This window comes from Mycobacterium kyorinense (genome assembly GCF_002101735.1).
Taxonomy (GTDB): Bacteria; Actinomycetota; Actinomycetes; order Mycobacteriales; family Mycobacteriaceae; genus Mycobacterium; species Mycobacterium kyorinense.
In genome coordinates, this window is sequence record NZ_LQPE01000157.1 from 1 (window position 1) to 3665 (window position 3665).

The 3665-nt window shown below is 59.9% G+C and carries 3 protein-coding genes, 1 pseudogene and 1 riboswitch; of the genes and pseudogenes, 1 reads left to right on the forward strand and 3 read right to left on the reverse strand.

The window, feature by feature from the left end; all coding sequences use genetic code 11:
- A partial coding sequence (locus tag AWC14_RS29265; RefSeq protein ID WP_211282310.1) for a hypothetical protein occupies positions 1–218 on the forward strand: 218 nt, incomplete at its 5' end.
- Positions 219–396: 178 nt separating this feature from the next.
- On the opposite strand, the gene AWC14_RS21855 is transcribed toward AWC14_RS29265, so the two are convergent.
- The 3 genes and pseudogenes from AWC14_RS21855 to AWC14_RS21865 all read right to left on the reverse strand — a co-directional run.
- The gene (locus AWC14_RS21855; RefSeq protein WP_045385553.1) at positions 397–1926 is read right to left on the reverse strand and encodes a MutS-related protein; all 1530 of its coding nucleotides are present in this window, start codon (positions 1924–1926) and stop codon (positions 397–399) included.
- On the reverse strand, positions 1926–3452 hold the full coding sequence (locus AWC14_RS21860) for a MutS-related protein (protein WP_045385556.1): 1527 nt from the start codon (positions 3450–3452) through the stop codon (positions 1926–1928). The genes AWC14_RS21855 and AWC14_RS21860 overlap by 1 nt, the downstream gene beginning before the upstream one ends.
- A 32-nt stretch (positions 3453–3484) precedes the next feature.
- Positions 3485–3545: riboswitch (Fluoride riboswitch) on the reverse strand.
- A gap of 42 nt (positions 3546–3587) precedes the next feature.
- Positions 3588–3665, reverse strand: a pseudogene (locus AWC14_RS21865) (type VII secretion protein EsxI); the annotation flags it as partial.

Sequence of the window (3665 nt, forward strand, 5' to 3'; positions counted from 1 at the left end):
CAGATGTGTCCGACGACGAAGACGACGAGCGCGATGTAGGGCAGGATCACCCACCACCAGATGTTCCAGGTGGTCATCGTTTCCATTGCTATCGCCTCGGTTTCACCTGTGACGGGCCCCGATCACGACTCACGCTTAATGCGGAACCCATACAGCGGTACACCGTCACCGTCTACGAACACACCATTCGCACTGACCACATCCGCGCCCACCCTTGAACAGTGCCGCGTTTCAACCGTTAGATTGTCGACGGACGCAGTCCCGACCGCAGCGGCACGCGCACTCTCGTAACTTTCGTGGACCGAGACGGAATCCGAGTGACCCGTGCAAGTATCCGCGAAAGTCGTGACGGTCAGCAGGTAGATCATGATTCCCAATCCTCTTGCCTGACAAAGCTCAATGGGATCGCACTGCTTGGGCAGCCGTCTGAGCTGCCATGCCGAAGACACGCCGGAAGGAGTCCTCGCCATAGCTGGTGGGTTCGGGCTCAGCAGGTGTCAACCGGAAGGTACGCGCACCGTCGGGACGCCGCTCGGCCCGCAAGAACAAGTGGGCTGGATTGTGGCGTACGTACAGGCTGTGGGCGAGATCGTAAAGGTGGGTGACATAAACAACTTTGACACCGCTCTCGGTCATCGCGTGGATGACGCCACGGGCGATCTGCGACCCTTCGCGCTCGTTGGTCGAGGCGAAGGATTCGTTGCACAATAGCAGCGACGTCGAGCCGATGTGGTCGGCGATCGCACTCATACGGGCAAGTTCTTCGTCGAGTTTACCGTGCGTGAGGCCGACGTCTTCTTCCCGCTTGAAATGGGTGAAGACGCCGTTTCGCACGTTGGCCCTGAACGATTCGGCCGTAACGAACATGCCGGCTTGCATCATCACTTGCGCCGCGCCCAAGCTGCGCAGAAATGTCGATTTACCGCCCTCATTGGCGCCCGTGATCACAATCAGCGACTTGTCGTCGGCTTCGATGTCGTTACCGATGACTTTCCGTGCGCTGGCCAGGCAGAGCCCCACGTCCCGCAGATCACGGCACTGAAACTGTGGTGACTCGATCGGAGTCGGGACTGGAAAGCACGTCGGGACGCCGAATTCGTTGAGCCACTTGTGCAGATTCAGGCAGCCGAGGTAAAACGCCAACTCGGTGCGCAGCCGCCCGAAGAAGCCCTGCACGTGGTCGGCGGACTGTGCGACGGCGTTCGCCACGTCGTTCATGGCACGCCCAGCCAACTCGGTGAGGGCTTGTGCACCCGCCTCGTCCCGGTCTGCGATGACAAATCCACAGCTGTCGTTGATATTTCCGGTCAGCTTTTCCCACCAGCTGCGTTTGGGCGGCTGGTGCAGGACGTGCCGTTCGCCCTTGTTACCCAGCCCCAGCTGCGCACTCAGCAGGACACCGCGCGGTAGGTGCAGTTCGCTTAGATGCTCGTCGAGCTGGCCCAGATAATCGTCGGACAGTTGCTCGCCGACCATCGCCAGCAACTGGCGAAATCCAGCTGAGTGAAACTGGTCCCCATGCTGATCACAGAGGCTACGCAGTTGTTTGAGGTTCTCGGTAAGGAATTCCAGCACGCGAACCGAGCGACGCAAGATAGCCTCCGGATGCCGGGCCATCAGCCCGCCGAGAAAGACCTTGCGTCGTACTTCGACGCCGTCGACCGCCACGTCGTACATCTGTTGGACTACAGCGCGATTCGCCAGGCAGTCAGCCAGCACCTGCTGGCGGTAGACAATCACATCGGGATCGGTGACGTTGACCGGCACCACCTTCTTGGCCGTCTCCAGCAGAAATTGATCACCGGCCGCCATGGCTTCGTAGAGTCGCGAGAGCTCAAGGTCATCATCGATGAGATCCTGCAACTGCCACGGCAGTTGTGGCTCGAAGTTGATGTCGCGATCGGGATGGAGCAAGCGAACTTTCATCAGCTGATCCTCCGCAGCAGGACATCGCGATTGAGTCCGTACTTGTCGGCTAACGCCGCGGCATATGCGAGGCCGTCGGCCGGCCGGCGGGTGAATTTGAACGTTCGCCGTGTCGGGTCGTCTTGAGCTACTCCGCCGACCATGCTCACGCATGCCGGGTCGAGACTGGCCAATTCGTCGAGGAAGCTGACGTAGACGGCGACGCAACCCAGTCGGATGATGCGTTCGAGCACTTCAGTGCCGATCAGGAGTGCGTCGTTGGCAGTGGTGGACGAGAAGCTTTCGTTCATGACGATGATGCTGGCCGCGGTGGCGCGGGAGAGGATGTCATGGATCCGCACGAGCTCGTCGTCGAGCTTGCCGTGTAACGTCGCCAGGGTTTCTTGCCGTTCGAAGTGGGTGTAGACCCGGTCGGGAAGCATGAGCCTGGCACGGCTGGCGGGAATCGGACAGCCTAACGACGCAAGATATGCGCACTGTCCGATGGTTCGGGCGAATGTGGTTTTGCCGCCCTGGTTGGGGCCTGTGACGACGAATATCTGCTCGCCCTCGGATAGCCGAAAGCCGTTGCACACGACCGGTTTGCCGTCGTCGATCGACTTGATCGCCAGCGCCAGGTCGAAAGCGTCCTCAACGCACACAACACCGGGTTCCGGCGTGACTTCCGGATAGCTGAAGGTCAACCCGGCCTTGGTGAAGCGGTCGACGAATGAACGGTAGGCCAGGTAGAAGCGAACCTCGTGCTCGAAGCGGGCAAGAGTGCGTTCGACGAAATGCTCGTTTCGCCGGCAAAACTCGTCGAGCAGCCTGAAGGTATCCGGATGCAACTTGGCCACGCAGTCGAGAATTTGTTCCTCGACGTGGTTCATATCGGCGAAGTCTTTGAGGGCTACGTGGTAGTCCTTGCTTGCTTCGGTGGCGAATCGCTCGAACACCCCGACAACCCCGCGACTGTAATCGACTTGCCCGTCGAACCTGTCGACATGGACCCGTAAACCTTGGATATGAACGGTGTAGCGCACCTTGTGCAACTCGGCCTGCACGGCTTTGGTGTCGGCCACCAACTTTTTGAAGGTGCCGCTATCGACATAGCGTGCTACATAATCCGCGACATCCCGCAACCCAGGCGAATTCAACTCGATGCGGACGAGATCGTCTCGCAGCATTGCCATCGCAGCGCAGTAAGCCTCGACGGCGTAGATAAACCAGCCCTGCTGCTGCAGTGGATGCCACAGTTTCTTGGCTTGCTGCAGTCGGTTTCGCATCGTGTGCATGCCGTCGACGAAATTGTCGATCGGCCGACGTATGTGGTCACGATCGAGATCGCGAAAGACCTGCTGCCGATACTCGACGGTCGCCACATCGTGCAGGGGCGCGTAGAAGAACTGCTCGAGATGTTCCTCGGCATGCCCGATCGTCACCGTGCCGATGACTTGATCCAGGAGTAGGTCGGTAAAGCACTCCGGCGGGGTGTTGCCATCAGTCCGCGCGCCGGAACTTGGGAAGAGGATGCTGGTAAAACCCACTTGCCTCACCTGCTTCCAACCCGCGGTTCATTCACCAGGTAGAAGCCATCAGCCGGTGCGGCAGTCAAGGCGAGCTTCATCGCCTTGCTCTATGCTACGCCGCAACCGACGTGGCTTGCCAACACCGCTGGGCGGTTAGGCCCAGCTGGAGCCGACGGCGGAGTCGGTGCTGGCCATGTTGGAGCCGGCGGTTTGCACCTTTTGGCCGTGGGC